General features: G+C 67.3%; 23 protein-coding genes and 1 pseudogene. 11 read left to right on the top strand and 13 right to left on the bottom strand.

The window, feature by feature from the left end:
- Positions 1-102: 102 nt before the first annotated feature.
- From ACWPN8_RS31865 to ACWPN8_RS31875, 3 genes are all read right to left on the bottom strand, one after another.
- Positions 103-711 (bottom strand): class I SAM-dependent DNA methyltransferase, encoded by a 609-nt coding sequence (locus tag ACWPN8_RS31865; protein ID WP_492243712.1) that lies wholly within the window; start codon positions 709-711, stop codon positions 103-105.
- A gap of 186 nt (positions 712-897) precedes the next feature.
- Positions 898-1,671: a ferredoxin--NADP reductase gene (locus ACWPN8_RS31870; protein WP_492243713.1), complete on the bottom strand. Its 774-nt coding sequence runs from the start codon at positions 1,669-1,671 to the stop codon at positions 898-900.
- Between the two features lie 237 nt (positions 1,672-1,908).
- Complete coding sequence (locus tag ACWPN8_RS31875) at positions 1,909-3,351, bottom strand: helix-turn-helix domain-containing protein (RefSeq protein ID WP_098736258.1); 1,443 nt, start codon at positions 3,349-3,351, stop codon at positions 1,909-1,911.
- A gap of 301 nt (positions 3,352-3,652) precedes the next feature.
- On the opposite strand from ACWPN8_RS31875, the gene aceA reads away from it, so the two are divergent.
- The 6 genes from aceA to ACWPN8_RS31905 all read left to right on the top strand — a co-directional run bounded on the left by aceA (position 3,653) and on the right by ACWPN8_RS31905 (position 9,725).
- Positions 3,653-4,930 carry an isocitrate lyase gene (gene aceA / locus ACWPN8_RS31880; protein WP_109446038.1) on the top strand — a complete coding sequence of 426 codons (1,278 nt, stop codon included), beginning with the start codon at positions 3,653-3,655 and terminating at the stop codon, positions 4,928-4,930.
- Between the two features lie 586 nt (positions 4,931-5,516).
- Positions 5,517-6,080 (top strand): DJ-1/PfpI family protein, encoded by a 564-nt coding sequence (locus ACWPN8_RS31885; protein ID WP_109048549.1) that lies wholly within the window; start codon positions 5,517-5,519, stop codon positions 6,078-6,080.
- Positions 6,081-6,441: 361 nt separating this feature from the next.
- Complete coding sequence (locus ACWPN8_RS31890) at positions 6,442-7,155, top strand: glycosyltransferase family 32 protein (RefSeq protein ID WP_492243714.1); 714 nt, start codon at positions 6,442-6,444, stop codon at positions 7,153-7,155.
- Between the two features lie 341 nt (positions 7,156-7,496).
- On the top strand, positions 7,497-7,694 hold the full coding sequence (locus ACWPN8_RS31895; RefSeq protein WP_492243715.1) for a hypothetical protein: 198 nt from the start codon (positions 7,497-7,499) through the stop codon (positions 7,692-7,694).
- Positions 7,679-7,816, top strand: coding sequence for a hypothetical protein (locus ACWPN8_RS31900; RefSeq protein WP_492243716.1), 138 nt, complete (start codon positions 7,679-7,681; stop codon positions 7,814-7,816). The genes ACWPN8_RS31895 and ACWPN8_RS31900 overlap by 16 nt, the downstream gene beginning before the upstream one ends.
- 211 nt (positions 7,817-8,027) lie before the next feature.
- Positions 8,028-9,725 carry a methyl-accepting chemotaxis protein gene (locus ACWPN8_RS31905; protein ID WP_109446036.1) on the top strand — a complete coding sequence of 566 codons (1,698 nt, stop codon included), beginning with the start codon at positions 8,028-8,030 and terminating at the stop codon, positions 9,723-9,725.
- A gap of 58 nt (positions 9,726-9,783) precedes the next feature.
- On the opposite strand, the gene ACWPN8_RS31910 is transcribed toward ACWPN8_RS31905, so the two are convergent.
- Complete coding sequence (locus ACWPN8_RS31910; protein ID WP_109446034.1) at positions 9,784-10,698, bottom strand: prephenate/arogenate dehydrogenase family protein; 915 nt, start codon at positions 10,696-10,698, stop codon at positions 9,784-9,786.
- Between the two features lie 100 nt (positions 10,699-10,798).
- Positions 10,799-11,711, bottom strand: a pseudogene (locus tag ACWPN8_RS31915) (hydrogen peroxide-inducible genes activator).
- Between the two features lie 251 nt (positions 11,712-11,962).
- Here ACWPN8_RS31915 and ahpC point away from each other — a divergent pair.
- The gene (gene ahpC, locus ACWPN8_RS31920; RefSeq protein ID WP_109446030.1) at positions 11,963-12,526 is read left to right on the top strand and encodes an alkyl hydroperoxide reductase subunit C; all 564 of its coding nucleotides are present in this window, start codon (positions 11,963-11,965) and stop codon (positions 12,524-12,526) included.
- A gap of 412 nt (positions 12,527-12,938) precedes the next feature.
- The gene (gene ahpF, locus ACWPN8_RS31925; protein ID WP_492243717.1) at positions 12,939-14,534 is read left to right on the top strand and encodes an alkyl hydroperoxide reductase subunit F; all 1,596 of its coding nucleotides are present in this window, start codon (positions 12,939-12,941) and stop codon (positions 14,532-14,534) included.
- A gap of 72 nt (positions 14,535-14,606) precedes the next feature.
- On the opposite strand, the gene ACWPN8_RS31930 is transcribed toward ahpF, so the two are convergent.
- Both ACWPN8_RS31930 and ACWPN8_RS31935 read right to left on the bottom strand, forming a co-directional pair.
- Positions 14,607-14,969: a hypothetical protein gene (locus ACWPN8_RS31930; protein ID WP_109048545.1), complete on the bottom strand. Its 363-nt coding sequence runs from the start codon at positions 14,967-14,969 to the stop codon at positions 14,607-14,609.
- Positions 14,970-15,117: 148 nt separating this feature from the next.
- Entirely contained in the window at positions 15,118-16,095 is a 978-nt protein-coding gene (locus ACWPN8_RS31935) for a LysR family transcriptional regulator (RefSeq protein WP_492243718.1), read from the bottom strand.
- Between the two features lie 42 nt (positions 16,096-16,137).
- Between ACWPN8_RS31935 and ACWPN8_RS31940 the strand changes: the two genes are divergently transcribed.
- Positions 16,138-16,461 carry a nuclear transport factor 2 family protein gene (locus ACWPN8_RS31940; RefSeq protein ID WP_109446024.1) on the top strand — a complete coding sequence of 108 codons (324 nt, stop codon included), beginning with the start codon at positions 16,138-16,140 and terminating at the stop codon, positions 16,459-16,461.
- Positions 16,458-17,237 carry an SDR family oxidoreductase gene (locus tag ACWPN8_RS31945; protein ID WP_492243719.1) on the top strand — a complete coding sequence of 260 codons (780 nt, stop codon included), beginning with the start codon at positions 16,458-16,460 and terminating at the stop codon, positions 17,235-17,237. The genes ACWPN8_RS31940 and ACWPN8_RS31945 overlap by 4 nt, the downstream gene beginning before the upstream one ends.
- Positions 17,238-17,249: 12 nt before the next feature.
- Here the strand turns inward: ACWPN8_RS31945 and ACWPN8_RS31950 are convergent, their stop codons facing one another.
- The 3 genes from ACWPN8_RS31950 to ACWPN8_RS31960 form a co-directional block, all read right to left on the bottom strand.
- On the bottom strand, positions 17,250-18,236 hold the full coding sequence (locus ACWPN8_RS31950; RefSeq protein ID WP_492243720.1) for an endonuclease/exonuclease/phosphatase family protein: 987 nt from the start codon (positions 18,234-18,236) through the stop codon (positions 17,250-17,252).
- Between the two features lie 67 nt (positions 18,237-18,303).
- On the bottom strand, positions 18,304-18,954 hold the full coding sequence (locus tag ACWPN8_RS31955; protein ID WP_109446018.1) for a chemotaxis protein: 651 nt from the start codon (positions 18,952-18,954) through the stop codon (positions 18,304-18,306).
- A complete protein-coding gene (locus tag ACWPN8_RS31960; RefSeq protein ID WP_492243721.1) occupies positions 18,951-20,552 on the bottom strand; it encodes a D-alanyl-D-alanine carboxypeptidase/D-alanyl-D-alanine-endopeptidase in 1,602 nt (533 codons plus the stop codon). Before ACWPN8_RS31960 ends, ACWPN8_RS31955 begins: the two co-directional genes overlap by 4 nt.
- Positions 20,553-20,690: 138 nt before the next feature.
- Here ACWPN8_RS31960 and ACWPN8_RS31965 point away from each other — a divergent pair, with 138 nt between their 5' ends.
- A complete protein-coding gene (locus tag ACWPN8_RS31965) occupies positions 20,691-22,574 on the top strand; it encodes an FHA domain-containing protein (RefSeq protein ID WP_492243722.1) in 1,884 nt (627 codons plus the stop codon).
- Positions 22,575-22,595: 21 nt separating this feature from the next.
- Here ACWPN8_RS31965 and ACWPN8_RS31970 read toward each other — a convergent pair whose 3' ends face one another.
- The 3 genes from ACWPN8_RS31970 to ACWPN8_RS31980 form a co-directional block, all read right to left on the bottom strand.
- On the bottom strand, positions 22,596-23,888 hold the full coding sequence (locus ACWPN8_RS31970) for an MFS transporter (RefSeq protein ID WP_109446013.1): 1,293 nt from the start codon (positions 23,886-23,888) through the stop codon (positions 22,596-22,598).
- A gap of 203 nt (positions 23,889-24,091) precedes the next feature.
- A complete protein-coding gene (locus ACWPN8_RS31975; protein WP_492243723.1) occupies positions 24,092-24,799 on the bottom strand; it encodes a hypothetical protein in 708 nt (235 codons plus the stop codon).
- Between the two features lie 112 nt (positions 24,800-24,911).
- Positions 24,912-25,970, bottom strand: coding sequence for a sensor histidine kinase (locus tag ACWPN8_RS31980; protein ID WP_492243724.1), 1,059 nt, complete (start codon positions 25,968-25,970; stop codon positions 24,912-24,914).
- Positions 25,971-26,271: the final 301 nt, after the last annotated feature.

Genomic DNA, 26,271 nt, shown 5'->3' on the forward strand with positions numbered 1-26,271 from the left:
AACCGGCGGGAGGGGAGGTTTATTCCGCCGGGGCGACAATTTATGCAGGTCAATGGCCTTCGTGCGCTCAGTATGAAACGCAAGACGCCGTAACCGGCCTCATCAGCCCGCTTGGGCACGCGCCAGCCAAACCGTGTGACCGTTGCACTCAGGATCCTCTCGTACATGCGCGACGACATCGAACCCGTGCGCATCCAGCAACGCACGGTATTCATCCCCGTCCAGGCTGGCATGGAACAGGGGTTCACCCTGGAGAGCACCGATCGCCTCTCCATGCGCGGGGCCACTGGTGAACATGAGAGCGGTCGCCGGCGCCGCATGGCGTTGAAAAACCTCGAACATCCGCTGTTGGTCATCCCAGCGCAGATGAAAGAAGCTGTTCCAGGCCAGGATGCCGTCAAAACGCCTGGGCAAGGACAGTCCGCGCATGTCCGACAAGAGCCAACGATGCTCGGGAAACCGCTCCTGCGCCAGTCCCAGAAGAGGCGGAGACGTATCGATCCCCGTCACCGCGAACCCGCGCTCGATGAAATAGCGCGCCACGGGGTCGGCGCCCCCACAGCCCAGATCCAGGACAGCACCCCCGGACGGCAGAAGCTCCTGGAAACGATCGAGCCAGACCTTCTCGAAAAGGCTACGGCCGCGGCTGGACTCCCACGCAAGGCCATGCTTTCGGTAAATCTCGATGATCTGATCGGCCGCGTCCGTCATCGCACCACCATAACGACGCGTCCGGGCTGCAACCAGGCCTCCCAGTCATCGAATCCAATCAACCCGGGAAGAGCGGAGGGACGCTGGGAAAACCGGAAGCCTGAAGTCCATCAGGCACTTCCGTGAACGCCTGATGGACTCCGGTGGAACGCATGAAACTCTGGCGCGGCCCGAAAGCCGATACCCTCAGCGCTCCACGAACGCCTTTTCGATGACGAAGCCGCCCGGCTCGCCGTTGGTGCCCATGACGAAGCCGCGCTTTTCCATCATCGCGGTGGTCTCGGCCAGCATGGCCGGGCTGCCGCAGATCATCACGCGGTCCTTCTCGGCGTCCAGTTCCGGCAGGCCCAGGTCTTCGTATAGCTTACCGGTTTCCATCAGCGTGGTCAGGCGGCCCTGGTTGCAGAAGGGCTCGCGCGTCACGGTCGGGTAATAGAGCAGCTTTTCCTTCACCTGCTCGCCGAAGAACTCGTTCTCCGGCAGGCTGTGGTGGATCAGGTCGTCATAGGCCAGCTCCGCCACCGTGCGGGTGCCGTGGGTCAGGATCACCCGGTCGAACTTCTCGTACATCTCCGGGTCCTTGATGATGCTGAGGAACGGCGCCAGGCCGGTGCCGGTGCTCAGCAGATACAGGTTCCGCCCGGGAAGCAGGTTGTCGGTGATCAGCGTGCCGGTCGCCTTGCGGTTCACCAGCAGCGTGTCGCCTTCCTTCAGGTGCTGGAGCCGCGAGGTCAGCGGGCCGTCCTGCACCTTGATGCTGAAGAACTCCAGCGTCTCCTCGTAATGCGCGCTGACGAGGCTGTAGGCACGCAGCAGGGGCCGGCCTTCGACCTCCAGCCCGATCATGGTGAACTGCCCCGGCAGGAAGCGGAAGGACGGATCGCGCGTGGTGGTGAAGCTGAACAGCGTGTCGGTCCAGTGGTGAACGGTCAGCACGCGCTCTTTGATCAAGTTGCTCATGGGGGCGTTCCAAAACCTGTCGAGGCCAAGCTCTGTTGGCAATGTTCAATACAGAAGTCCGGGACGCTGCGTTCAGGTGGCCGGCGCGATGACACGAGCGGAGCTGCCGCGACGCAACGGCCGAAACCTATCAACAAACCCGGTCGAAGGCCACGGATTTATACCAGTCAAATGACGGGCTTTCCGGCAAACAACACGAATTCCGCCGTACAACATTGATCCCGGTCAATTGAATCCTTATTCCGCGCTGGGCGGCGCGAACAGGTAGGGCGACAGGCCGCGCAGATTCTCATCGACGATAAGCCGATGATTCAGCGGCGGAAACGCCCGCTGCGAACAGTCCAGCCGCGGGCAGAGCCGGCAATTCACCCCGATCGGCGTCGCCGCATCGGTGTTGGACAGGTCGAACCCGTCCGCATAGGTGACCTGAGCCGCATGCTGGACATCGCAGCCCAGCGCCACGGCGAATTGCTGCGGCGGGCTGCGGTGACCGCCGCCGGCCTTCACCACCGTGCGGGCGATGGAGAAGTAGGCGGTGCCGTCCGGCATCTCCGCCATCTGGCTGTGGATCTTGCCGGGCGTGCGGAAGGCCTCATAAACGATCCAGCGCGGGCAGCCGCCGCCGAAGCGGGCGAAATGGAAGCCCGCACCCGAAAAACGCTTCGACACGTTGCCGGCGCTGTCCACCCGCATGAAGAAGAAGGGCACGCCCTTCGCCCCCGACCGGTGCAGGGTGGTCAGCCGGTGGCAAACCTGCTCGAACGACGCATCGAAGCGCCGCCGCAGGATCTCGATGTCGTAGCGCAGCTGGGTCGCCGCCTCGTGGAAGCGGGCATAGGGCATCAGCACCGCCGCGGCGAAATAGTTCGCCAGCCCGATCCGGGTCAGCCGCCGCGCCTCGTCGTCCGACAAATTGGCGGCATCGACGATGCCGTTCAGCAGGTCGCGGTGGCGCAGCAGCGCGATCTGGCAGGCGAGCTGGAAGGTGCGGCCCGACGGCGCCAGCATCTCCGACAGCAGGATGCGCCGGCTGTGGCGGTCGAAGCGGCGCACCGCATAGCCCATCACCTCCGACGGCAGCAGGCGGACACGGACGCTGTGCTGGGTGTTCAGCCAGTCGACCAGCCCGCGATAGAGGTCGCCGCGTTCCAGCTTGCCGTCCTGCCACAGGCTTTCCGCCGCCGCCTCCAACTCGGGGAAATGGTTGGAATGGGTCTGGAACAGGTCGCGCACCTCGTCCTGCGGGAAGCCGGTGGCCTGCACCAGATGCAGCTTCTCGCGGTCGGCGACCCGCTCCGCCAGGGCCTGGAGATCGTCGCGCGCCCCGCGGAAGCCGCGATAGAGCGCCACCACCGCCTGCCCCAGCGTCGGCGCCACCGCCGCCAGTTCGCGGAAATCCTGGTTCTTGATGTCGGAGCCGTCGAACAGCTGGTCGGAGAACACCTCGCGCAGGCCGGCCACCAGCCGGCTTTCCTCATCCTCGGCGAAGGCCTGGAGATCGACGCCGAACTGCTGGCCCAGCTTCAGCAGCAGCGGCACCGTGACCGGGCGCTGGTTGTGCTCGATCAGGTTCAGGTAGCTGGGGGAGATGCCGAGCTGGTCGGCCATCTGCGCCTGGGTCAGCCCCTGGTCGCGGCGCAGGCGGCGGACCTTCGGTCCCAGCATCGCCTTCTTTTCCATGGTCGCCACCGCGCTTCTCCGCTTTACAAGATTTACCGATTTACAGCTTTGTGAAGACGGCAGTTTACAAACGGACCTTTTTACAAACAAGGGCTTATTGCAACGCACTCGGGCCGGGTTTAAGTCTTGGTTCACGGCCGCGCTGTAAAGCGCAAGCGGCCCCGAAGACACCGGACGGCAGAGCAAGGCGGGAGGAAACGCCACTGTCCGCAACCGGATGCCGGGACCGACAAAAGGCCCGCCCCGAGACCCCAGTTCCGCCCCGATCGACCGGGCGCACCGGACAAAAGGAACCTGACCCATGTCGCTCGATGAAAAGACCAAGACCGCCATCCACGCCGCCCGTTACGAGGGCATCCGCCGCGACTACACCATGGACGACGTCAAGCGTCTGAGCGGCTCGGTCAAGATCGAGTACACGCTGGCCGAGCTGGGTGCGCGCCGCCTGTGGGAGCTGCTGAACACCGAGCCCTACATCAACACGCTGGGTGCCTTGACCGGCAACCAGGCGATGCAGGCGGTCAAGGCCGGCCTGAAGGCCATCTACCTGTCGGGCTGGCAGGTCGCCGGCGACGCCAACACCGCCGGCCAGATGTACCCGGACCAGAGCCTGTATCCGGTGAACTCGGTCCCGGCGGTCGTCGAGCGCATCAACAACACCTTCAAGCGCGCCGACGAGATCCAGACCTCCGAGGGCAAGGGCGACACCTACTGGTTCGCGCCGATCATCGCCGACGCCGAGGCCGGCTTCGGCGGCCCACTGAACGCCTTCGAACTGATGAAGGCGATGATCAAGGCCGGCGCCGCCGGCGTGCACTGGGAAGACCAGCTGGCTTCGGAAAAGAAGTGCGGCCATCTCGGCGGCAAGGTTCTGATCCCGACGCAGCAGCACATCCGCACGCTGAACGCCGCCCGTCTGGCCGCCGACACCTGCGGCACCTCGACCCTGGTGATCTGCCGCACCGACGCCGAATCGGCGCAGCTCATCACCTCCGACGTCGACGAGCGCGACCATCCCTTCATCGACTTCGACGCCGGCCGCACCGCCGAGGGCTTCTTCCGCCTGAAGAAGGGCGTCGGTGTCGAGCACTGCATCGCCCGCGGCCTGTCCTACGCGCCGTACTCGGACCTGATGTGGTGGGAGACCTCCAAGCCGAACCTGGACGAGGCGCGCCGCTTCGCCGAGGCCGTGCACAAGCAGTTCCCCGGCAAGATGCTGGCCTACAACTGCTCGCCCTCCTTCAACTGGCGCGCCAACCTGGACGAGGCGACCATCGCCAAGTTCCAGCGCGAGCTGGGCGCCATGGGCTACAAGTTCCAGTTCGTCACGCTGGCCGGCTTCCACAGCCTGAACTACTCGGCCTTCACGCTCGCCAAGGGTTACGCCGAGCGCGGCATGGCCGCCTATTCCGAACTGCAGCAGGCCGAGTTCGCGGCCGAGAAGGACGGCTACACCGCCACCAAGCACCAGCGCGAAGTCGGCACCGGCTACTTCGACGCGGTCGCCACGGCGATCTCCGGCGGCACCTCCTCGACCACCGCGTACAAGGACTCCACCGAGGCTGACCAGTTCCATTGATCGCAGGTTCCGATCAACGGGAGTGGTCCGTGATCCAGTGTGCGAGCTGGATTCTTTCGAACGGCTGATGCTTTGACTTGCCGACGGCCGGGGGCCTTCCCCCCGGCCGCTTTTTTTGCGTCATGCAGCCTACACCCGGTTCATTCGGAATAATCCTTCGGGGAAGCCACGCCCCCATGGTATGGCTGACCTGCGCCGCATCAACCGGTGGTATGGGCCGGTTGGCCCGAAAGTCTTGAACTGGGCTGGAAAATGCAGCCGAATCCACCGGTTCCAATGGAATCCGGCACGCCCCATCCTTGGGTGCGCCGCGGAATCCCTTGTTGACTTGGGGCCTCATCGGGACCAATTAAGTCCGCATGCTGAAAACAAACCGATCCGGGACGTAAAGGTCCCACACGCCGGCACCCGACCTCGGGGTCCCGGCGGGCGGAACTGGCCGCCGCGCATCCCCATGCGCGGCGATGACCGTTTCCCGGCCGCCTCCCCTGCTCCGGTGGGCCCCCCGGCGGGTTCTCCCCTGGCCGACATGCCATCGGGGATGCTCCGGCGTTCTATTGGTGAAACGATGAAAGGACAAGACAGTATGGATCAATCGCTCGCAGGAAAGTCCATCGCCATCCTCGTCTCCAACGGCTTCGAAGAAGCGGAGATGACCGAGCCGCAACGCGCCCTGATCAAGACCGGCGCCACGCTGCGTACCATCTCGACCGAGACGGGTCTGGTCAACGGCTGGCACGGCAAGTCCTGGGGCCATTACTTCCCGGTGGACAAGCATCTGAGCGAGGCGCTCGGCGCCGACTTCGACATGCTGCTGCTGCCGGGCGGTGAGCGCAGCGTGGCGAAGCTGCAGCAGTCGGCCCACACCCGCCGCATCGTCGGCCACTTCCTCGATGCCGGCAAGCCGATCGCCGCCATCGACCAGGGCATCCAGCTGCTGGCGATCCCCGGCAAGCTGCGCGGCCGCCTGCTGGCCGCCCCGGAAGCCTACCGCGCCGACCTGACCGCCGCCGGCGGCAAGATCAGCGACGAGGCTCTGGTCGTCGACGACATCACGGTCTCGGCGCTGGGCCAGGACCAGCTGAACGAGTTCGTCGAAGCCGTGGTGAAGCTGTTCACCGAGCTGGGGTCCGTTCGCAAGGCCGCCTGATCTCCATCCTCGGACGGTCCCGAAACGGCCGCCGCACCATCCGGGTGCGGCGGCCGTTTCGTTTTCGGCCCTCCTTCGCGCCCCAGTCGAATCGCGCCCTGTGACCATTGCCCGACAGCCCGGATTTCCGACGGATTCGCTCACCTTCCGCGTTGATAATGATACAGCGTCGCCGCCATCCGCATGATGACCCACCGGCTCGGCCATCCAAACCGACGACATCCAAACCGCTCCATGGTCTGTCGAAACGGGGACTGTCGAAATGGGGTCTTACGCGGTGTCGCGTCCAAATTTACCCGATTGCCCTGCGGTGTGCTCTTGTGACAGTGTATGATCTATCAATAGTGGAGTATATTGAAAGATGAGCGTAGATATGTCTGGATTCAATGGCTTGTCCAGCAGAACGATATTTTGCGCATGGACTGGAAAAAACCCGCTTAGCCAACAAAGACTTAACTGTCTATTTTCTCTCATGCAAAATCCTTGCTGCCCAGTAATACTTTTAAAGAGCAGCACACTTTCCAATTGGATATTGCCGGACTCGCCATTGCATCCCGCTTACGAATACCTAAGCGAGACTCATAAAAGTGACTATCTCAGGTGTTATCTAATGCATCATTTCGGAGGTGGTTATTCAGATATTAAGTTGACTGGCTACAACTGGCTTCATGCATTTTCTGCACTGGAGAACAGTGACGCAGATGGAGCTGGATATACTGAGCTTGGTCCAGGATGCGTTGCCGTTCATCCCTCATCCGATGGCCCCGCGCTGAGGGCAGCATATAAGAAATTGATCGGGAATGCAGCTTTCTTGTTCAAGAAAAGAAGCAGTTTTACAACGGAATGGTTCAAAAGAGTGAATAAAACACTTGATGAGAAAATGGAATTGCTTAAAGAAAATCCTTCGAAACACCCACGGGATATCTTGGGAATGCAATTTAGCGATGGAACGGTATCAAAATATCCACTCCGATGGGCTGAAATTCAAGCAGAGATATTCCATCAATTAACGTTCGAGAGAATGGACAGCGTGATACATGTCGACATTGTGCCGTTGATGCATTCTTATCGCTAATCGTCTCCAGCGCTCTTTCTGATCGGTACACGCAGAAAGAGCGGATGATATTTTCTGCGCCGTAGTCTGTATGCGGGTGGTGAAGCCTGGTCATGCCCGGGGTAAGTAGCGTTGGCTGTGCCGGCGATGCGGATGCCAGTTCACCCGAATCGACAGACATGCGGTGGACGACAGACATGCGGTGGATGGTAAGACGTCCGAGGAGACCAAGCGCGCGACTGTGACCGTTTCCCGACCGCCTCCCCTGCTCCGGTGGGCCCCCCGGCGGGCTCTCCCCTGGCCGACATGCCATCGGAGATGCCCCGGCGTTCTTTGGTGAAACGATGAAAGGACAAGACAGTATGGATCAATCGCTCGCAGGAAAGTCCATCGCCATCCTCGTCTCCAATGGCTTCGAAGAAGCGGAGATGACCGAGCCGCAACGCGCCCTGATCAAGACCGGCGCCACGCTGCGTACCATCTCGACCGAGACGGGTCTGGTCAATGGCTGGCACGGCAAAAGTCCTAGGGCCATCACTTCCCGGTGGACAAGCATCTGAGCGAGGCCCTGGTCGTCGACGACATCACGGTCTCGGCGCCGGGCCAGGACCAGCTGAACGAGTTCGTCGAAGCCGTGGTGAAGCTGTTCACCGAGCTGGGTTCCGTTCGCAGGGCCGCCTGATCTCCATCCTCGGCCATTTCGTTTTCGGGCTTCCTTCACGCCCCATTCGACCAGCAGCCTGTGACCATTGCCCGGCACACCGGATTTCCGACGAATTCACTCACCTTCCGCGTTGATAATTTTAAACATTCGGATTAGTAAGGTTGAGGGTCGGACAATACCTTCGGATGGATGGAATTCTTGCCGAAGGCTTGGCGGGGATGCAGGCAACATGGCTAAAATTCGAGCATTCGGACAGTTGACCATCCGCGCCAAGATCATCGTCGCGGTGTTGGGCACTGTGGTGATGGCCGGCGCCTTCGGGATTTTCACGCTCAGCCGGCTGGAAATCCTAAACAATGCTGCCGAAACAATGCGCAGCCGTTCGCTGCCGGCGACCCAGCTGGCCGGTCAACTGACCTCCGCCGCGCAGAGCCACCGCATCGCCGAAGCCGCCTATGCGCTCGCCACCAACGAGATGCAGGTGAACCAGGCGGAAAAGGGCTGGACCGAGGCCGTTGCCGAAGTGACCGCCCGCCGTCAGGCCGCCGGAGCCCGCTTCGCCGGCGGCGAGGGTGCCGCCCGTCTGGCCGCCTTCGACGAGGCCTGGACCGCCTATGCCGCCGCTGCCGACCGCGTGCGCGGCCAGGCCCGCGACGGCAACGCCCAGTCCGCCGTCAGCGTCTTCAAGCGCCCCAGCGCCGTCGCCTTCGCCCGCGTGCAGGAGGCGCTCGACGCGCTGGTGGACGGCACGATGGCCGACGCCGGCGCCGTCGCCGACCAGGGGGCGGCGGTCTACAGCAGCGCCCACGGCATGGTGCTGGGCGGGGTGACGCTGTGCACCCTGCTGGCGCTGGGCTTCGGCGCCGTGCTGGTGCGCGGCATCTCCCGCCCGATTCTCGACGTCGCCGGTTCGCTGGAGCGTCTGGCCGCCCGCGATTTCACCGCCAGTTTTGAAGAAGGCCGCCGCGACGAGATCGGCCGCATGGCGACCGCCGCCCGCGTCTTCCGCGACACCATGCTCGATACCGAACGTCTCCAGCAGGAGCAGGAGCGGCTGAAGACCGCCGCCGCCGAGGAACGCCGCCGCGAGCTGCGCACGCTCGCCGACGGCTTCGAGGCGACGGTGAAGCGGCTGGTCGAGGCGTTGTCGGCCTCCACCGCCGAAATGGCCGCGGCCTCGTCCGCGATGGCCGAGGGGGCCGCCGAGACGGCGCGCCATTCCGACGCTGTGTCGTCGGCCGCCGGCCGCGCCTCGGCCAATGTCGACAGCGTCGCCGCCGCCACCGCCGAACTGTCGGCCAGCTTCGCCGGGATCGCCCGTCTGGTCGCCGATTCCGCCGGCATCGCCGCCGACGCCACCCGCGACGCCGAACGCAGCACCACCGTGATGGGCAGCCTCGCCGAGGCGGCGGAGGAGATCGGCAAGGTGGTGGAGATGATTTCCGGCATCGCCGGCCAGACCAACCTGCTGGCGCTGAACGCCACCATCGAAGCCGCCCGCGCCGGGGAGGCCGGCAAGGGCTTCGCAGTGGTGGCGAGCGAGGTGAAGCAGCTCGCCGGCCAGACGGCCAAGGCGACCGCTGAAATCCAGGCGCGCATCGCCGAAATTCAAAGCGCGTCGGGCACCGCGGTCGACACCATCGGTGCTGTGACCCGCACCATCGCCCGGCTGAACGAGATCTCCAGCGAGGTCGCCGCCGCAGTCGAACAGCAGACCGCCGCGGTGGGCGAGATCGCCGCCAACATCCAGGACGCCGCCGACGGCACCCGCAGCGTCTCCGACAACATCGCCGCCGTCACCGCCGCCGCCGCGTCCGCCGAACAGGCCAGCGGCGTGATGGTGCGCTCGGTGGACACGGTGCAGGACGACGCCGGGCGGATGCGCCGGGAGGTCGACGGCTTCCTGGGGGCGCTGCGGGCGTCGTAACAGACAGGACCGGAGCCGCCGGGGTGCGTTTCCCCTCTCCCCTCCGGGGAGAGGGTGCTCACGCCTGCTTGGCGTCGATGATCCCCCGGCGCACCGCGCGGGTCTTGGTGAAGTGGTCCTGCAACTGCTCCCCCTCGCCCCAGCGGATGGCGCGCTGCAAGGCCGTCAAATCCTCGGTGAAGCGCTGGAGGATTTCCAGCACCGCCTCGCGGTTGTTCAGGAACACGTCGCGCCACATCACCGGGTCGCTGGCGGCGATGCGGGTGAAGTCGCGGAAACCGCCGGCCGAGAATTTGATGACCTCGGACTTGGTGTCCTCCTCCAGGTCCGACGCGGTGCCGACGATGGTGTAGGCGATCAGGTGCGGCAGGTGCGAGGTGATGGCCAGCACGCGGTCGTGGTGGCTGGCCTCCATGATCTCGACGGTGGAGCCGACGCGGCGCCACAGCTCCGTCACCCGCTCCAACGCCGCGCTGTCGGCGCCGGGCGGCGGGGTCAGGATGCACCAGCGGCCCTGGAACAGCGTGGCGAAACCAGCCTCCGGTCCCGAATGCTCGGTGCCCGCCACCGGATGGCCGGGGATCAGATGGACGCCGTCGGGCAGATGCGGCCCGACGTCGCGCAGGGTCGCCTGCTTTACCGAGCCGACGTCGGTGACGATGGTCCCGCGTTGCAGAAGCGGCCCGATGGCCTCGGCCACCGCGGCATAGCTGCCGACCGGGGTCGACAGCACCACCAGATCGGCGCCGGCCAGGGCCGCGGCCGGATCGGTGGAGGCCTCCGCCACGATGCCCAGCTCCAGCGCCTTGGCGCACACCTCGGCGCTGCGGTCGGTGCAGACCACCTGCCGCGCGATCCCATACTCCGCCAGCGCCCGCGCCAGGGAGGAGCCGATCAGACCGATGCCGACGATGGCGACGCGGTCGAACAGGGGGCCAGGGGCGGAAACGGAAGCGGTGGCGGTGGTGGACATGACGCTGGGTGTCCCCAAAGCGGAGTGAACGGGCGAAAAACCGTCCCGTTTAAACCACCTCGCACCCGCGGGACCAAGCGAATCTTTCGCCGCCGCCCCGTCAGCCGTCCTTCGCCGTCATCTCCGCCCTCAGCGCTTCGGCCAGCCGCTGGAAGGTTTCCTTCCGTCCCGAGGTGCGGCGCCAGGCCAGCGCAATCCGCCGCCCCGGCCGGTCGCCGGCCAGCGGGCGCACCGCCAGATCGAGCCCGCGCAGGATGCCGGAATCGACCGCCATCTGCGGCAGCAGCGTCACCCCCAGCCCGTTCGCCACCATCTGCACCAGCGTGTGCAGGCTGGTGCCCTGGAAAGCGGTGTTGTGCGGCGTGCTGTCCAGCGTGCAGGCCGCCATGGCGTGGTCGCGCAGGCAGTGCCCGTCCTCCAGCAGCAGCAGATCCTCCGACGGGACCGTCACCGGCTGCGCCGGGTCGCCGCCGTTCAGCCGGTGGCCGGACGGACAGACGAAGGAGAAACGGTCCTCGGCGATGTCCTCCGTCTCCAGATCGCCCATCGGGTAGGGCAAGGCCAGCAGGGCCGCGTCCAGCTTGCCGGCGTTCAGCTGCTCCAGCAGCCGCGCCGTTCTGGTCCTCGCGCAGATAGAGCCGCAGCCGCGGGAAGCTCTCGCGCAGGGCCGGCATCACGCGGGGGATCAGGAAGGGGCCGATGGTCGGGATCACCCCCAGATGCAGGGCCCCCGACATCGGGTCGGCGGCGGAGCGGGTGATGTCCACCAGTTCCTCCGCCCCCTTCAGAAGCTGGCGCGCCCGCTCCGCGATCTCGCGCCCGAGCGGGGTCGGCAGCACGGAGCGGCGCGTGCGCTCCACCAGGGTGGCGCCCAGCAAATCCTCCAGCTCCTGCAAACCGGCGCTCAAGGTCGACTGGCTGACGAGGCAGGCCTCGGCCGCCTGTCCGAAATGGCAGCGGTCGACGACGGCGACGAGATAGCGGAGCTGGCGCAGGGTGGGGAGCGGTTTCATGCCCAGTTATGTAATCGGATTTATCGATCAGTTCAATTGGTATTTTCTACTTCTCTTGATCACAGATTTCCCGTATTCCTCCACGGGTCAACGGGACACAGGGAACATCGCCCCATCCCCTGGCCACACGGCAGGCCCCCTTGTTCGACCCGGTGCGCCGCACTAAGTCGGGCATGTCACGGCCACCGGCCGAGGCCAGCGGCCAGGGATTGAGGCGACAACCAAATCATCGCACCTATCGGAGAACACAAATGTCCTTGATCAACAGCGAGATTAAGCCCTTCAAGGCGACCGCGTACAAGAACGGCAAGTTCATCGACGTGACCGACGCCGACCTGAAGGGCAAGTGGTCGGTCGTGTTCTTCTACCCGGCCGACTTCACCTTCGTCTGCCCGACGGAGCTGGAAGACCTGGCCGACAACTACGACGAATTCCAGAAGCTGGGCGTCGAGGTCTACAGCGTCTCGACCGACACCCACTTCTGCCACAAGGCCTGGCACGACACCTCGCCGGCCATCGGCAAGATCGGCTACACCATGATCGGCGACCCGACGCTGGCGATCAGCCGCAACTTCGAGGTTCTGATCGAGGAAGTCGGCCTGGCCGACCGCGGCACCTTCGTCGTCGATCCGGACGGCAAGATCCAGATCGTCGAGATCACCGCCGGCGGCGTCGGCCGCGACGCCAAGGAACTGCTGCGCAAGATCAAGGCCGTGCAGTACGTCGCCGCCCACCCGGGCGAGGTCTGCCCGGCCAAGTGGCAGGAAGGCGAGAAGACCCTCGCCCCGTCGCTCGACCTCGTCGGCAAGATCTAAGGCTTTTCCCTTAAAGGGAAAACCACGGATCGGGGGCCGGCTCCAGCCGGCCCCCACCCCCGCCGCCGACAGGCTTGGATGGCGGGATTTAACGGGTACCCTTGCCGCCGCAGCCGGCCGCAAGGCAGGTTTTTACGGGCCGGCTTTCAAAAGCCTCCCCATTCGGGTTCCGTCACCGGTTTCCCCATCCCCGCGAAGGCGGGCATCCAGGCGCGTTTTGTCGCAGTCCTTTCAAAATCTGGATCCCCGCCTGCGCGGGGAGGACGATGACGTTTCAAACCCTCCACTGTTTCAAAACCAGACCGCCCGCCCGACCGGCTCTTCCTGCTCGGGCCACCATTTTCTCCGCCCGGACCGCCGCGACTATGCGCAGGCGATCCGCCCCGGACACGAGACGTTGGGAACGAAAGCCATGCTGGACGCCAATCTGAAGACGCAGTTGAAGGCCTATCTGGAGCGCATCACCCACCCGATCACGCTGGTGGCGTCGCTGGACGAGGGTGCGAAGTCGCAGGAGATGCTGGGCCTGCTGGAGGACATCGCCTCGCTGTCCGGCAAGATCACGCTGGACCGCAGCGGCGCCGACGCCCGCCGGCCCTCCTTCGCCATCAAGCGCGACGGCAGCGACATCGGCGTCACCTTCGCCGGCCTGCCGATGGGGCACGAGTTCAACTCGCTGGTGCTGGCCCTGCTCCAGGTCGGCGGCCACCCGTCGAAGGAGTCCGAGGAGCTGCTGGAGCAGATCCGCACCCTCGACGGCGATTTCAGCTTCGAGACCTATTTCTCGCTGTCCTGCCAGAACTGCCCGGACGTGGTCCAGGCCCTGAACCTGATGAGCGCGCTGAACCCGCGGATCAAGCATGTCGCCATCGACGGCGCCCTGTTCCAGCAGGAGGTCGAGCAGCGTCAGGTGATGGCCGTCCCCACCGTCTTCCTGAACGGCGAGCCCTTCGCCCAGGGCCGGATGGACGTGGCGCAGATCGTCGCCAAGCTGGACACCGGCGCCGTCGCCCGCGCCGCCGAGAAGATCAAGGCCAAGGCTCCGTTCGAGGTGCTGGTGATCGGCGGCGGCCCGGCCGGCGCCGCTGCCGCCATCTACGCCGCCCGCAAGGGCATCCGCACCGGCGTGGCGGCCGAGCGGTTCGGCGGTCAGGTGCTCGACACCATGGCGATCGAGAACTTCATCTCGGTCTCCCACACCGAGGGGCCGAAGCTGGCCGCGGCGCTGGAACAGCACGTCAAGGACTATGAGGTCGACGTGATGAACCTGCAGACCGCCACCGCCCTGGTCCCGGCCACCCAGGAGGGCGGCCTGATCGAGGTGAAGCTGGCCAGCGGCGCCTCGCTGAAGTCCCGCACCGTGGTGCTGTCGACCGGCGCCCGCTGGCGCTCGATGAACGTCCCGGGCGAGGCGGAATACCGCAACAAGGGTGTGGCCTACTGCCCGCACTGCGACGGTCCGCTGTTCAAGGGCAAGCGCGTGGCGGTGATCGGCGGCGGCAACTCCGGTGTGGAGGCGGCCATCGACCTCGCCGGCATCGTCTCGCACGTCACGCTGATCGAGTTCGACAGCCAGCTGCGTGCCGACGCGGTGTTGCAGCGCAAGCTGCACAGCCTGCCGAACGTCACCGTCCTGCTGTCGGCCCAGACCACCGAGGTGCATGGCGACGGCAACAAGGTGGTCGGCCTGTCCTACAAGGAGCGCACCGGCGGCGAGCTGAAGCGGGTCGATCTGGAAGGCATCTTCGTGCAGATCGGGCTGGTGCCGAACACCGAATGGCTGAAGGGCACGCTGGCCCTGACTCCGCGCGGCGAGATCGAGGTGGACAACCGCGGCCAGACCTCCCTGCCCGGCGTGTTCGCCGCCGGCGACGCGACGACGGTGCCGTTCAAGCAGATCGTCATCGCCATGGGCGAGGGTGCCAAGGCCGGGCTGGCCGCCTTCGACCACCTGATCCGCACCGTGCCGGCCGAGGAGCCCGCCCGCGAGTCCATCGCGGCGGAGTGACCGGTCCGGGATGAAAAAGCCGGCGGCCCCGCAGGGGGCCGCCGGCTTTTTGTTGTTCGAAATGTGAAGCCTCTACTTCTTCACCGCCGCCTTTTCCTTGTCCACCGCATCCAGGATTCGCTGCAACGCCTCGGTGCTCAGGGCCGACTCCATCGTCAGGCTGTCGCCGAACTTGCGCAGCGCACCGATGACGCGGCGGCGCGCGACGAACTCGTCGTCGCCCTGCTCGAACGGCTCGACCACCGGACCCTTGTAGTAGCCGCCGCGGAAGCTCCACTGGCGGCGGCCGTCGGCGCGCCATTCGCTGCCGTCGGACAGCACCATGCAGCGCCCCCCTTCGGTGTAGCGCTCCACCGTGGCAATGGACTGCGGAATGGACTGGCCGCTGCGGATGGTCACGCGGTCGCCGACGCGGAAGCTGGCGGCAGTGAACATGCTGTCTCCCAAATGGCACCTGCTGAAAGGCGCCCGCCCTCTCGACCGGAGCGCAGCGCCGCAAAATTCCCGAAGACGCTGTTGTCCACCAGTTGCGTTCCTGAATCCAGCGCCATGTCCCGCCGACTGGCCGAACACGGCGATGGGTTCAAGGAGAAACACCCGGCTTCGCACCGAGTTCGCGGGCGAGGCCGATGAAAGCCCTGAGGGCGGCCGAGGGATTGCGCCGTCCGGGATAGTAGAGGCAGAGCCCGGCACGCACCGGGGTCCAGTCTTCGAGCACGCGGACGAGACGGCCGGCCTCGATGTCGCTGCGCACGTCCTGCTCCATGAAGAAGCCGAGCCCGATGTCTTCCAGGACGGCGGTCCGCGCGAGGCTGGACTCGTCCAGGGTGATCGGTCCGCGCACGTCGATCTGCGTCGCCTGCCCGTCCTTCTCAAACTGCCACCGGTACAGGGCGCCGTTCGGCAGGCGGACACGGATGCAGGGGTGGTAGAGCAGGTCGGGCGGGACGCGGGGTTTCTCGCGCTTCTCGAAATAGGCCGGCGAGCCGACGACGGCGTATCGCTGCGGCCGGCCCAGGGAAACCGCGATCATGTCGGTCGGCACGAGGTCGGCCACCCGGACACCCAGATCGAATCCTTCGGCGACGATGTCCACCAGCCGCCCTTCGGTGACGAGATCGACATGCACCTGCGGATGTCGGCGGAGGAACTCGAGAACGAGCGGCGAGAGGATCTCCCGCGCCGCCATGGCGAACGCATTGATGCGAAGCGTGCCCGACGGCGTCGTCTGCTGCGACCGCACGGCTTCCAAAGCGCCATGGACGTCCTGCAACGCCGGGCCGACCTGCTCGACGAACAGCCGGCCGGCATCGGTGAGCGACACGCTCCGCGTCGTCCGGTTGAACAGGCGGACGCCCAGTTCCGTCTCGAGCGTCCTGACGGCGTTGCTGAGCGCGGTCGTGGACATGCCAAGGTCGAGTGCCGCGGCACGGAACGAGCCTCTGCGCGCAATGGCAAAGACGGCGTCGAGATCGTTCAGGTCTGCCCGCGTCATTGTCCCGCAAACCGAAATTCCATATCCCGTTTTATCCTGATTATCGAAACCGATGTCCACGCTCATCTTGGAAAGGACAGAAGACACCCCGCTCAGGAGACATACACGATGACATTCCCCTCACCGATCCAGGCCTATTTCGATGCCGACCGGAGGAGCGATGGCGCGGCCCTGCTCGCCGCCTTCGCGCCCGATGCCGTCGTCGGGGACGAAGGCGGGTCCCATGCCGGCCACGACGCCATCGATGCGTGGTGGCGCGCCGCGAAGGCCAAATACGCCCATGTGATCGAACCGCTCGAACTGTCCGAGACGGACGGGGTCGCCAAGGTCCTTGCAACGGTGTCCGGGCGGTTTCCCGGCAGCCCCGCCACGCTGGTCTTCGCGTTCCGGATCGAGAACGGGCGGATTGCCGGACTGGAGATCGGCCAATGACCGGGTTCATCAGCCTTGAAGGCAAAAGAGCGCTCATCACCTCCGGTACGCGCGGAGCCGGTGCTGCCACCGTCGCCCTGTTCCGCGAACTCGGTGCCCGCGTGCTGACCGCCGCCCGGTCCCGGCCCGACACGCTCGGCGAGGAGATGTTCGTCGGCGCGGACCTCACAACCGCAGAGGGCTGCGCCACGCTCGCCGCCGCGGTGCGCGAGCGGCTCGGCGGCGTCGACGTCATCGTCCACATGCTGGGCGGCTCGTCGTCTCCGGCGGGCGGCCATGCGGCGCTGGGCGACGCGGACTGGGCAAGGGAGCTCGATCTCAACCTGATGCCCGCCGTCAGGATCGACCGCGACCTTGTGCCGGCGATGGTGGCCCAGGGCCATGGCGTGGTCATCCACGTGACCTCCATCCAGCGCCAGCTGCCGCTGCCGGAGGCGACGACGGCCTATGCCGCCGCGAAGGCCGCGCTCTCGACCTACAGCAAGAGCCTTTCCAAGGAGGTCTCGCCCAAGGGCGTGCGCGTGGTGCGCGTGTCCCCCGGCTGGATCGAGACGGAGGCAGCGGTAGGGCTGGCCGAGCGGCTCGCGAAGGAGGCCGGCACCGATTACGAAGGCGGCAAGCGGATCATCATGGACTCGCTCGGCGGCATTCCGATCGGCCGGCCATCCAAGCCGGAAGACGTTGCGAACCTGATCGCCTTCCTGGCGTCCGACCGTGCCGGGACGATCACCGGCACGGAATACGTCATCGACGGCGGCACCGTCCCCACCGCGTGAACCACCTATGCCCTAGCCGCGTGCGCCCTGCAGGCTGAACCCCGCCACCACCGGCGCATGGTAGCTGACCGGCGACGGCTCGTCGGCGTGATCGACCTCGTCGATGAGATCCTCGTTGTGGATCGCCACGTCGCGCAGCCGTTCGGCCAGCCGCGGCGACGCCAGCAGATGGTCGAGCAGCACCGGCGTTCCGCCATGCAGCACGGTGTAGCGCCGCTCCTCCGGGATCGCCTGCTCCAGCGGCTCCAGAACGCGGTTGGCAAGCTCGGCATTGCCGGTGAAGTCGGGCGCGGCGCGGATGATACGGACGGCGGTCTGCTCCAGGTCGGCGTTGCAGTCGCCGGCCACCAGGATCAGTGCGTCGGGGTCGGCGTCGAACAGCCGGTCCACCGCCATCCGCGTCTCCAGCGCCTGCCCCGCCCGCTTGATCGAGGCGAGATAATAGCCCTCCGCCCAGCCGGCCGCCGTCTTCCAGATCTGGGCGCCGGCCTTCTGCCCCGGCACCGGGGCGGCGATCGGAGCGCGCAGATGCAGGTCGAACACGTGCAGGGTGCGGCCGTCCGGCATCTCGATTTCGGCATGCAGGACCGGCCGGTCCCAGCCGACCTCCGTCTCGCCCTCCGCCGCCGGATCGGCGGTGGCGAGCCGCACGCGGGCCGGCGGCACCAGATGATGGCGCAGCAGCCGTGCCGCCCGGATCGGCCAGCGGCTGACGATCACCGGGTTGTGGCGGTCGGCCGGCGACGCGGCGTCGCCCGCGGTGACGTGGTAGCCGGCATAGCGCGTGTCCTCCAGCAGCCGGGTCAGCGCCCGCAGGATGCGCGGCTCGCTCTTGACCGGATGCTGGGCGTCGACTTCCTGAAGGCAGAGGATGTCGGCCTCCAGCCGTTCCAACTGCGGGCGCAGCGTGGCGATCCGCACCTCGAAAGGCGGCTCGTCGGCATCGTCGTCCAGGTTTTCCAGGTTGAAGGTGGCGATCCGGAACAGCGTGTCGGCCATGACGGGCTCCGCGGAAAAACGGCGGGGTGGGAGCGCGCGGCGAACCGGCGCCCCCCGGTCGAGCTTATCAGAACAGCTCGACGTCGCCTTCGATCCGCGTCCGGCCCAGATGCTCCATGTAGGACGACTCGTTGCGGGCGATCTCGTGCAGCGTCTCTCCGCCGATCAGCCGGCGCTGGCTGCGGCCCGTGGTGGGGAAGAAGCGCACGGCGCGCGGGGTGGCGCCGCCGACGTCCCAGCTGACGGTGGGGATGCCCTCCGTCGCCAGATACTCCATGACGAACTCGACGTTGCGCTGGCCGATGTTGGCGGTGCGCAGCGTGTTCAGGTTGACGTTGGCACCGCCGAACAGCTTGGCGCGCAGCCGGTCGCGCCGGCCGGTGACGGCCAGCAGCCGGTTGATCAGATGCTCCATCGCCGTGGCGCCATAGCGCGACGACAGCGACAGCGTGTCGGTTCCGGCGTCGGGCAGCAGGAAATGATTCATGCCGCCGATCTCCGCCACCGGATCGTACAGGCAGGCGGCGACGCAGGAGCCCAGCGTGGTGGTGATGACGACGTTCGGATCGTCGGTGACGACGCAGCCGCCGACGACGATGTTGACCACCTCCGCCCCCAGCCGCTGGTCGTGATAGCGGTTGGCGGCCACATCCTGACGTTCCAGCCGGCGGCGCAGGATTTTGCGCGCGGGTGAGGTGGCGGAACGGTCTGTCATCATCGGGTCGCGGGCTCTCGCTGCTGGTTGCCGACGCATATGGTCCGGATATGCCCGCGATCAATCGACGCAGGCAGGGCTTTCTCAAATCGACTCCGCATCGAATCGACTTTGATCTGCATTTTACCGGTCAGGCTATCTTCTGTCCTATGACCTATCTCAGTCAATAGGTGAGAACCCAGCGTCCCAGCGTCTCGTCCTGCACCCTGCGGGCGGCGGCGGCCCAGCCGCGCGCCTCCGCCGGAATGGCGGTGACCCGGCGGTCGAGCGCGGCGTCCAGCGCTGCCCGGCGCGCCGGGTCGGCGATGAACAGGACGAAGCCCAGCTGCCGGCCGCTGCCCGCCGTCAGCAGCCCGGCCAGCCCCTTCACATAGGCCAGCGTGCCGGTTCTTGGCATGGACGCCGGAGGGCAGCGCCTTGCCGTCCTCCTCCCCCGGCAGAAGCTCCCACAAGGCGGGTCCGCCGGCCCGCAGCAGCGCCGCCATCTGCCGCGGCGTGGCGCGCGACCCGGTGCCGAGCCCCGAATGGTTGGCGAGCCGCAGCCCGCGCCAGCCGGCACCCTGGCGCGTCAGCCAGCCCTGCAACAGCGCCGCAGACCGGTCCAGCGTCGCGACCGACGGGTCCAGCCGCCTCGACGCCGCCAGCCCGATCACCTCCGCCGACAAATTGTTGGAATGGCGCAGCAGCCCGCGCGCCAGTTCCGACAGCGGCAGGCTGTCCAGCGCCGCCAACACCGTCGCGCCGGCCGGCGTACGCCCGACCCCCGGCAGCGGCAAAGCGATGCCAGCATCGCCGGCCAGCCGGCGGAACAGGGTGGCGGCGGCCAGCCCCGGCCGCGCCACCGGCACCCAGGCGCCTGCCGCCTCCCCGGCGGCGGGCGGCGCCATCAGCCAGCGGTCGGCCCCGTCCGGCAGCAGAGGAAAGCCCCTGCTCCCGGCCATCGGCCGCACGGCGACGCTGTCCAGCGGCAGGCGCCCGGCATCGGCGACCGTCAGCACCTCCGGCCCGGCAGCACCCCGCTTCCAGTTCAGCAGGGCGCGGTTGTAGTTCAGCGACAGCGCCCCGACCCCGGTGTTGTAGGGGGCCGCCCAGGGCTGCCCGGCGTCGATCTCGGCCAGATCGGGCAGCAGGGCGGTGTCGTACAGGAACCGCCCCTCCACCCGGCGCAGCCCGGCGGCGGCCAGCCCGCCCAGCAGCTGCACCAGCCCCTCCGTCGCCAGCGCCGGGTCGCCGCCGCCTTGCAGGATCAGGTCGCCGCGCAGCACCCCGCCCGTCAGCGGGCCGGTCGCCAGCAGCCGGGTGGCGAAGCGGTGGTCCGGCCCCAGCAGGGCCAGCGCCGCCGCCACCGTCGGCAGCTTCGCCACCGACGCCGGGATGAAGGGGGTGTCCGCCGCCCGCGACTCCAGCACGGTGCCGCTGTCCGGCTCGAACAGGAGATAACCGACCGCGGAACTTTCTAAACCATTGGTGGTGGATGCCAGGGCAGGAAGCGGGCTCAGCGCCGCCGACAGGCCCAGCGATCCCAAGAGACCGAGGAAAGGCCGGCGGCCGAGAGTGGGCCGGTTATCGGGTCGGCTACCGGAGCGACGGATTGCGGTCACGGTTCGGGTCTTTCCGCTTCTGATGGAAGCTTTCATAAAGTATTTTGGTAAAAAATCGCCGGGAATCGCGAACAGGGACGTAGCCGGGCGCCAATCGGAAAAGGACACTCCGACCGGGGCAAGCCAAAGGGGGACGGTATGGCGATGTCCAAGCGGCGCGAAGCGCGCTTCGAGGTGGTGGTCGAGCAGGGCGGCAAGCCCAACATCGACGGCGTCTTTGAAGACGAGAAGTCGGCGACGGAACGCGCCAACTTCCTGCTGCGCCTTGCCAAGTTCCCGGTGGTGCGCGTGGTGAAGGTCACCGGCACCGGCCGGGAAGAAACCATCTTCCAGAAGACCTCTTCCGGCGGCGCCAAGCTGACCACCATCTCGCCCATCGAAACGGCCAACCTCTGCACCGACGTGTTGCAGGTTTTCTCCTTCGACAGCCGGATGACCCTGCTGCGGTTGCTGCGCGGTTACTGGGACGACCAGGGCGTCATTCCGTCGGAGCAGCTTCACCGCTACTATCCGTTGCGCTACTTCGAGCGCGAGGCGCTGCTGTTCAATCCCGCGGTCAGCCGGCTCGCCACCCTCCAGGCGCCGATGCTGGGGGTGAAGCCGCATGAGCGCTATGACCAGATCATCCGCCTGTTCACGGCGCTGAAGGAGCTTGCCCAGAAATCCGACACGCTGGCCCCCTACGACCAGGCCCTGATGCGCGGCGGGATTTCCGGCCTGCTGCTGGCCGCGGTCGACCGGCCGGTGGAGGAGCGCGACCGCATCGTCACCCATGCCTTCGCCACCCTGCTGGAACCGCATCGGGAGTGGGGGGCCAAGCTGACCGCCGTCCTGCGCCTCCACCAGGAGGGCGATGGCGAGAACATCCGTTTGGTCGATGAGTTCTCCGCGGAGATCGTCGACGGTCGGGAGCCGATCCGCGCCCTGATCGGCTATGCGCCCGATCTCGCCTCCGCCCTGCTGGCGCTGCTGGCGGCGCTGCGCGGCGATCTGGACGACCGGCTGCCCCACACCGAGCCGCTGCTGGCGCTGTCGAACGCGCTGGCCTCCGACGGAACCGGCTTCGGCTTCGCCCGCACGCGCGAGGCGCTGCTGCACCGCATCCGCGGCGGGCTGGACGGGCTGACCCCGCTGACCCGCAGCGGGGCGGCCAGCGACGCCCGCGCCTTTGCCGCCATCGTCGACGGCATGATCGCCTTCGACGGCTATATGGGCGGCCCGGCCATGGCCGAGTCGCTGACCCGCCGCGGCAAGACCGTCTGGGCCACCGGCGGCACCGACCTGCCCTTCGAGGAGACGATGATGCGGCTGGCCGGCCGCTTCACCACGGCAGCGGGGCGGCTCGGCTATCTGCTCGACCTCGGCGCCAGCGCCTATGGCCACAAGAAGATCAGCACCGTCATCCAGCGCGTCGCCGACGAATTCAACCGGGTGAAGTCCGCGGCGGAGCTGGCCGCCCCCGGCGCCTCCCTCCAGGAGGTGCGCGAAGGGCTGGGCCGCCGCCTGCGCGCCGCCGGCATCCCGCGGGCGCTGGCCGATGGGCTGATCGCCAAGATCGCCGCCATCCCCGATGACCAGCGCGTGTCGGTGACCGGCATCGGCGTGGTGACGGGCCTGCGGACCGGAGCCGCGCCGCATGCCCAGCCGACGGACATGACGGTCGACATGCGGGCCCCGCCGGCGCCGGCGCTGCGCCTGACGCTCAGCTACCAGGGCCGGACGGTGGCGGTGCCCGATGCTGGCGGCGATCTGGTGATCGGACGCGGGGCGGACTGCGGCATCATGCTGGACCACGCCTCCGCCTCGCGCCGGCATGCCCTGATCCGGCTGCGCGACGGGGTCTTCACGCTGGAGGATCTCAGCCGCAACGGCACCCGTCTGGTGCCGCAGGCCGGCGAGCAGCGCCTGCTGAAGATGGGCGACGTGGCGCCGCTGTCCGGCCGGGGCGAGATCGTCATCGGCTCCCTCGACCTCGGCGAACATCCGGCGCGCATCGCCTGGAGCGTGGCCGGGGGGCGCTGACTTCCTGGCGATGCCGGCCGCTCAGTCCCCGGCGCAGGCCTCGGCCAGCCGGGCCTCGGACTCCCGGGACTCGGACTCCCGGGACTCGGCCGCGCGGCTGGCGGCACGGCTGGCCGTCGCACGGTCGTCCAGCAGCGCCACCGCCCACACCGCCAGACCGCCCAACGCCAGCGCCGCGCCGACCCAGCCGGTGGAGGTCCAGCCCCAGCCGGCGGCGATCGCCATGCCGCCCAGCCAGGGGCCGAGCGCGTTGGCGGCATTGAAGGCGCTGTGGTTCAGCGCGGCGGCCAGCGTCTGCGCATCCTCCGCCACATCCATCAGCCGGGCCTGAAGGGGCGTGCCGAGACCGCCGCCGCAGCCGATCATGAAGACGACGATGGACACCAGCCACACATTGCCGGCGGCGAAGGGATAGAGCGCCAGCGACCCGGCGCTCCACAGCAGGGTGAAGGCGACGGTCGGCATCAGGGCGCGGTCGGCGGCCCAGGCGCTGACCAGCGTGCCGACGGTCATGCCGGACCCGAACACCGCCAGCACAACCGGCACCATCGCCGGCGACACCTGCGTCACCTCCATCAGGGTGGAGGCGACATAGGTGTAGACCGCGAACATGCCGCCGAAGCCGATGGCGCCGATGCCGAGCGTCAGCCAGACCTGCCGCCGCTTGAGCGCGCCCAGTTCGCGCAGCGGGCTGGCATCCGGGTGCGGCCGGTCGTTGGGGGCGAAGATCCAGACCAGCACCACGGTCAGCAGGGCGAGCAGCCCGACCACGCCGAAGCCCCAGCGCCAGCCCAGCACCTGCCCGATCCAGTTCGCCATCGGCACGCCGATGACGGTCGCCACCGTCAGCCCCAGCATGGTCCGCGCCACTGCCTGCGCCCGGCGCTGCGGCGGCACCAGCGAGGCGGCGACCAGCGCCGCGACGCCGAAATAGGCGCCGTGCGGCAGCCCGCTCATGAAGCGGAAGGCCAGCATCCAGCCATAGGAGGGCGAAAAGGCGCTGGCCACATTGGCGGCGGCGAAGACCGCCATCAGCCCGATCAGCAGGGTCCGCCGCGCCACCCGCGCCGCCAGCACCGCGATCACCGGCGCGCCCACCACCACTCCCAGCGCATAGGCGCTGATGACATGGCCGGCGGTCGGCTCGTCGATGCCCAAGCCCTGGGCGAAATAGGGCAGCAGGCTCATCGTCGCGAATTCGGTCGTCCCGATGGCGAATCCACCCATGGCGAGCGCCAGCAGCACCAGACCGGGATGGGCCGAGGCCAGCTGTGCCTCGGCACGCAGGTCGCCGTGATGGCCGGCAGACGCCATTGTCGTTTCTCCGCTGTCGCGCTGGGTCAAGGAAGGCGAAGCCCGGCGGCAGGGGAATCGAAAGCAACCGGGGCAGGGTCAGGATATTTGCCTACCCCCCGCTGAGGCAATCCGCCGCAGGCCGTTAATTCCGCAGGTGCGAAATGACCGGCGGGCATGGCTTATGCCCTCTCCCCCAGGCGAGAGAGGGCTTTCAAGTACCCTTACAGCAGGTCCTTGAACAGCGGCATCTCCGCCGCCTTGTCCCGCTTGCGCGCCTTCTTCGGCTTGGCCGTTTCCGGCTGCTCCAACGGCAACTCGGGTGCGGCCACCGGCATCGGCGGTTCGGCAGCGGTTGGTTTCGCCGTGGGCGGCTTGGCGGCGCGCGGTTTGGCAGCACGCGATTTGGCGGCCGGTTCCGCGGCGACCGGCGGCGCGGGCTCCGGTGCCACGACGACCTCCGGCTCCGCCGGCGGCACGGGCGGCTCCACCGGCGCCACCGCCTCGGGCGGCAGAGCGGGAGCCGCCTCCGGCGCCGCTTCGGCCGCGGGCTTGGCCTTCTTCTTCCGGGACGGCGGGCGCGGCGGGATGCCGACGCCCTCCTTGGCGCGCTGCTTGGCCTGGTCGCGGGCCTGTGCCTCCGGGGCGGCGGGGTCTTCGCTCAGCCATTTGCGGCGCTTGATGACCTCGTTCACCCGGCCCTGATTCACCCCCAGCTGGAAGGCGATCTCCTGCTGGGTCATGTTGGTGGTCTCGTGCAGGTGCAGGATCTCGGTCGCCAGCTCCGGAGTCATCTTGCGCCCGGTCAGCCGGCGCGCCGGCCGGACGGAACGCTGGGAGCGGTCGCGCGCCCGCAGGGACTCCAGGATCTCCAGCGCGGCCGTGTTGCCCGACGCCTTCAATGCGTCCTCGAATTCCTTCAGCGTCGCCATAAGTCCTCTCCTGCTTTCCTCTGCCGGTTCCCCGCAGCAACCGGCAAGATCACAGATAGTTCGTCCGATGGCGACGGAAAAGCCGCGATTGGATTCAAACGGGGATGCCGTCTCAGGCCGGAAAGCGCAGGTCGATCCGCGTTCCTGTGCTGCCGGCAGGTCCATCTGCCGGGCCATAGCTCAACCGGCCGGACAGCTGGACCGCCAGGCTCTGGATGATCTTCCAGCCCAGGCTGGGCAGGTGCTGCGCGTCGAACCCGTCCGGCAGGCCGACGCCATCGTCCGCCACCAGCAGATGCAGCTGGCCGGGCTGGCCGGGCACCTCGCTCAGCTCGATGGTGACGGTGCCGCCACCACCGCCGCCACCATCGCCGTCACGGCCGGTGAAGGCGTGCTTCAGGCTGTTGGTCAGCGCCTCCACGATCAGCATGGCCAGCGCCAGCAGCCGTTCGGGCGACCGCGGCGCGGCCTGCACGCTCACGCGGCAGGTGACGCCGGACATGCCGGCCGCCGCCAGCATGTCCCGGCACAGCGCGTCGATGTGGCTGCCGAAATCGTCGCCGGATTGCGGATCGTGCAGGCGCCGGTGCACCCGGGCCATGGTGTCGAGCCGCTTCCCAGCCTCCTCCAGCGCCGCCAGCGCCCCTTCCGGCGACTGGTTGATCGACCGTCGTTGCAGGGCAAGCAGGGCGGAGACGAACTGCATGTTGTTGGCGACGCGGTGCTGCAGCTCGTGGAACATGGTGGTCTGCGCCTCCAGCAGGGAGGCGGTACGGCCGCGCTCCTCGTTCAGGCGCGCCAGCGTCACCTGCATGCCATGGATCAGCGCGATGTCGACGGTGACGATCACGGCATAGAAGGCCAGCGCCAGCCCGACGGAGGCATCCAGACCGAGGGAGTAATAGGGCGGAATGAAGAAATACCAGGCCGCCAGTCCCGACAGCACCGCAACCGCCACCCCCGGCCCCCGACCGGCCATGAAGGTGGTCAAAATCACCGCCGGAAAGAAGGTGAGATAGGGAAAGCCGGTGGGCAGGGTGCCGTCGGCGGCCAGACGCAACACCAGCGCGACAGCGAAAGTCAGCAGGGCGGCGCCATAGCGCTGCACCGGCCCGCGCCGCAGCAGCGAAAAGCGCGCAAACCACCGCCAGACCGGCCGATCGGACCCCATTCCCTCAAAACCCCCAGGATTCCCGGCGAAAACATATGGCCGACACCAATCGCTTGTAAGGGCAAGGCCAAGCCCGTGCACGTGAATTATCGGCCGGCCCCCGTGACCATCGTCGGGAGAAGCCCGGCCATCGCCTTCGCCGTGCGCGCGGCCCATCTGTCCAAAGCTGTTCACATTTCCACCACATCCGTTCATGACGGGCGGGCACTTTGTTCAATCCACGGAGCGATTGTAGCGGCATGCGGCGGCCGGAGCCCCCTGCCCCGGCGCCCAACGAACCACCAAGGCTGAAGGAGCCCCG

This window comes from Azospirillum sp. UENF 112521 (genome assembly GCF_058780665.1).

Bases quoted from the DNA above. Each gene is read 5' to 3' on its own strand.
- ACWPN8_RS31905 (WP_109446036.1), top strand. From the start codon at position 8,028: ATGGCTAAAATTCGAGCATTCGGACAGTTGACCATCCGCGCCAAGATC.
- ACWPN8_RS31940 (WP_109446024.1), top strand. From the start codon at position 16,138: ATGACATTCCCCTCACCGATCCAGGCCTATTTCGATGCCGACCGGAGG.
- ACWPN8_RS31980 (WP_492243724.1), bottom strand. From the start codon at position 25,970: ATGGGGTCCGATCGGCCGGTCTGGCGGTGGTTTGCGCGCTTTTCGCTG.
- aceA (WP_109446038.1), top strand. From the start codon at position 3,653: ATGTCGCTCGATGAAAAGACCAAGACCGCCATCCACGCCGCCCGTTAC.
- ahpF (WP_492243717.1), top strand. From the start codon at position 12,939: ATGCTGGACGCCAATCTGAAGACGCAGTTGAAGGCCTATCTGGAGCGC.
- ACWPN8_RS31895 (WP_492243715.1), top strand. From the start codon at position 7,497: ATGGATCAATCGCTCGCAGGAAAGTCCATCGCCATCCTCGTCTCCAAT.
- ACWPN8_RS31885 (WP_109048549.1), top strand. From the start codon at position 5,517: ATGGATCAATCGCTCGCAGGAAAGTCCATCGCCATCCTCGTCTCCAAC.
- ACWPN8_RS31865 (WP_492243712.1), bottom strand. From the start codon at position 711: ATGACGGACGCGGCCGATCAGATCATCGAGATTTACCGAAAGCATGGC.
- ACWPN8_RS31910 (WP_109446034.1), bottom strand. From the start codon at position 10,698: ATGTCCACCACCGCCACCGCTTCCGTTTCCGCCCCTGGCCCCCTGTTC.
- ACWPN8_RS31870 (WP_492243713.1), bottom strand. From the start codon at position 1,671: ATGAGCAACTTGATCAAAGAGCGCGTGCTGACCGTTCACCACTGGACC.
- ACWPN8_RS31945 (WP_492243719.1), top strand. From the start codon at position 16,458: ATGACCGGGTTCATCAGCCTTGAAGGCAAAAGAGCGCTCATCACCTCC.
- ACWPN8_RS31965 (WP_492243722.1), top strand. From the start codon at position 20,691: ATGGCGATGTCCAAGCGGCGCGAAGCGCGCTTCGAGGTGGTGGTCGAG.
- ACWPN8_RS31935 (WP_492243718.1), bottom strand. From the start codon at position 16,095: ATGAGCGTGGACATCGGTTTCGATAATCAGGATAAAACGGGATATGGA.
- ACWPN8_RS31970 (WP_109446013.1), bottom strand. From the start codon at position 23,888: ATGGCGTCTGCCGGCCATCACGGCGACCTGCGTGCCGAGGCACAGCTG.
- ACWPN8_RS31890 (WP_492243714.1), top strand. From the start codon at position 6,442: ATGAGCGTAGATATGTCTGGATTCAATGGCTTGTCCAGCAGAACGATA.
- ACWPN8_RS31975 (WP_492243723.1), bottom strand. From the start codon at position 24,799: ATGGCGACGCTGAAGGAATTCGAGGACGCATTGAAGGCGTCGGGCAAC.
- ACWPN8_RS31875 (WP_098736258.1), bottom strand. From the start codon at position 3,351: ATGGAAAAGAAGGCGATGCTGGGACCGAAGGTCCGCCGCCTGCGCCGC.
- ahpC (WP_109446030.1), top strand. From the start codon at position 11,963: ATGTCCTTGATCAACAGCGAGATTAAGCCCTTCAAGGCGACCGCGTAC.
- ACWPN8_RS31955 (WP_109446018.1), bottom strand. From the start codon at position 18,954: ATGATGACAGACCGTTCCGCCACCTCACCCGCGCGCAAAATCCTGCGC.
- ACWPN8_RS31930 (WP_109048545.1), bottom strand. From the start codon at position 14,969: ATGTTCACTGCCGCCAGCTTCCGCGTCGGCGACCGCGTGACCATCCGC.
- ACWPN8_RS31950 (WP_492243720.1), bottom strand. From the start codon at position 18,236: ATGGCCGACACGCTGTTCCGGATCGCCACCTTCAACCTGGAAAACCTG.